This window comes from Wolbachia endosymbiont of Madathamugadia hiepei (assembly GCF_013366855.1).
Taxonomy (GTDB): Bacteria; Pseudomonadota; Alphaproteobacteria; order Rickettsiales; family Anaplasmataceae; genus Wolbachia.
The window spans coordinates 1-3,166 of sequence record NZ_WQMP01000120.1 but is presented as its reverse complement, the minus strand read 5'-3'; the positions used below and the strand labels follow the sequence as shown (position 1 = coordinate 3,166).

The window sequence follows — 3,166 nt, the reverse complement described above, 5'->3', positions numbered from 1 at the left end:
TTGGTGAGATTTGTCAAGTAGTTTTTTTTGTTTCTGTTGGATGACATACGCTGCTAAAAACTACGCAGAAAGTCTAATAGCAAAATTAGTGATCAATGGGCATAACCTCCAGAATTATTTATACCACTACCTCTGCAACATGAATTTTTGCCTGGCAATGAACAGCTCCTAGCTTGAAATTAAGAAAGCAGTTGCTATATATACCGACAAATACGAGTTAAACTTATATTATGGACTTAAATAAATTTACCGAAAAAGCAAAAAGCCTAATTCAAAGTGCCCAAATGAAAGCATTGGGAGCTGGGCATCAGGTTTTTATGCCTGAGCATTTACTGAAGGTGATGCTCGAAGATGAATCGGGTTTAGTCCAGGATTTAATAGGCGCTTGTGGTGGAAATGTGCAAAATATTTCCGATGCTGTGGATGGTGCAATAAAAAAGCTTCCAGTAGTTGAAGGTCCGGGAAGTAGTAGCCTCCAACTTTCAAGAGAGGTTGCAAAAGTTTTTGAAGATTCAATTGGTATTGCAAGGAGAAATAAAGATTCATTTGTTACTGTTGAGCGTTTATTGCAGGGTCTTGCTGCACAAAAAGATGATACTGTGGGTAGAATTTTAATGGAAAGTGGTGTGACTCCACAAAAGTTGAACTCAGTCATTGCAGAAATGAGAAAGGGCAACAATGCGGACTCGCCAAATAGCGAGGAAAAACTAAATGCAGCAAAGAAATATACAAAAGATATTACAGAGCTTGCTATGCAAGGAAAGCTTGACCCTGTAATTGGTCGTGATGAGGAGATAAGAAGAACTATGCAGGTATCACTGAGGCGGACAAAGAATAATCCCGTGTTGATAGGTGAACCGGGTGTTGGAAAGACTGCGATAGTTGAGGGGCTTGCAAATAGAATCGTTGCAAACGACGTGCCGCTTGGTTTGCGTGATGCAAAAGTTTTAGCTCTGGATCTTGGTGCATTGATTGCTGGAACAAAATTCAGAGGGGAGTTTGAAGAAAGGCTAAAGGCGGTTATTAATGAGATTTCAAAAGCAGAGGGAAAAATTATATTATTCATCGATGAATTACACACTTTAGTTGGAGCAGGAGCAACAAGTGGTGCAATGGATGCTTCAAATTTGCTAAAGCCTGCTCTTGCACGTGGAGAAATTTGTTGTATAGGAGCCACAACTTTGGATGAATATCGCGAGCATATAGAAAAAGAGCCTGCATTTGCAAGGCGTTTCCAGCCTGTGTTTATTTCTCAACCAACTGAAACTGATACTATTTCAATACTGAGGGGTCTAAAGGAGAGGTACGAAGTGCACCACGGTATTAGGATTACAGATGGTGCAATAATTGCTGCTGCAACATTATCCAATAGGTATATAACAGACAGGTTTTTACCTGATAAGGCGATTGATTTAATTGATGAAGCGGCAAGCAGGGTGAGAATTGAAATGAATAGTAAACCCGAGGTTATTGATGAACTTGAGAGGAAGATCATGCAGCTAAGAATTGGGTCAGAGGCTCTAAAAAAAGAACGTGATGAAAACTCCAAGCAGCGTTTAAAGAGGATAAACGAAGAAGTCGAAAACCTAAACAGTAAGTTTGCTGACTTAAACAGTAAATGGCAGATGGAAAAGAATAAAATAGCTAGAATTCAAGAAACAGCTGAAAAATTAGATAACGCTAGAAAAGAACTAGAATTAGCTCAGCGCAGTGGAAATTTAGAAAAGGCAGGAGAGCTGATGTATGGTGTAATTCCTCAGCTTGAAAATGAATTAAAAAATCAGGAGAAAGTCACTGATAGCTTCCTAAAGAAAGAAGTTACTGAGAGTGACATTGCAAATATTGTTTCAAAATGGACAGGAATTCCAGTTGATAACATGATGCACAGTGAAAAAGAAAAGCTCCTTAACATGGAGAATGAAATAGGGAAAAGAGTGATAGGACAAAAGGATGCAATAGAAGCAATAAGTAATGCAGTTAGGCGCTCTCGTTCTGGTGTGCAAGACACTAATCGGCCTTTTGGTTCATTTTTATTCTTGGGCCCAACCGGAGTTGGAAAAACGGAACTTGCGAAAGCCCTTGCCGAATTTTTGTTTGGTGACCAATCAGCACTTCTGCGTTTTGACATGTCAGAGTATATGGAAAAGCACTCTGTTTCAAAGCTAATTGGCGCACCTCCTGGATATGTTGGCTATGAACAAGGTGGAAGATTAACCGAAGCAGTAAGAAGGAGACCATATCAGGTAATTTTGTTTGATGAGATAGCAAAAGCAAATCCAGATATATTCAATCTATTACTGCAGATTTTGGATGAAGGCAGACTTACCGATAGCCACGGCAAATTAATTGATTTCCGCAATACCATATTAATTTTAACCTCTAATCTTGGTGCTGAGATAATGCTAAAGAGAGCTGCTAACTCTGTAAAAAGCGAAGTGATGCAAATAGTTAAATCTGCATTTCGTCCGGAATTTCTAAACAGACTAGATGAGATTATTATATTCCACAGTTTAACCAAGGACGACATTTATAAAATTATAGATGTCCAGTTTTCTTATTTACAAAAAACACTTGCTAAGCGCAAACTAAGTATAAATCTGTCAGAGGAGGCTAAGAAACTAATAGCGCAAGCTGGCTATGATCCTGAGTATGGAGCAAGACCGCTAAAAAGAGTAATACAGGAGTGTATTCAAAATAATCTAGCTCAGTTAGTTTTATCGGGAGAAGTAACAGAAGGTGATGAGCTAATAGTGTACGCTTCTGGTAACGAAATCTTAGTTAAAAAGGTCTAAATTCACTGTGTATTTTTGTTGAAAAAAGGAGTTTATTAAATATTTTATACCTGTTCAGCGGAATGGTAAAATGAGATAGACAAGATGCCATAAAAAGGTAATCATATAGTAAAAGTCAGTTTACAACAAAGCCATCCAGCGTCATGCGCTGGAATGACACCTTTCTGCCTGGTTCATGAATTGCTTTAGCCATAATATTTAAGAAATTTACTGAGTAAAGAAAAAAAGCAAAAGAAGCCCCGTGGTGGCTAGTTATTTACTTTTGTGTCGAAATATCGGCGTTTTTTTTATTCTAAACGCTTGATGAATGCGACTTAGCTGCTTTTAAATGCAACTAACCTTAGCTGCAAACATTTAAAAAATTTACTAAACAG

General features: G+C 38.1%; 1 protein-coding gene. It reads left to right on the top strand.

Going from position 1 to position 3,166, the window contains the following annotated elements; translation table 11 throughout:
* Nucleotides 1-230 precede the first annotated feature (230 nt).
* Nucleotides 231-2,792, top strand: coding sequence for an ATP-dependent chaperone ClpB (clpB, locus tag GO685_RS04350; RefSeq protein WP_175937731.1), 2,562 nt, complete (start codon nt 231-233; stop codon nt 2,790-2,792).
* The last annotated feature ends 374 nt before the right edge of the window (nt 2,793-3,166 follow it).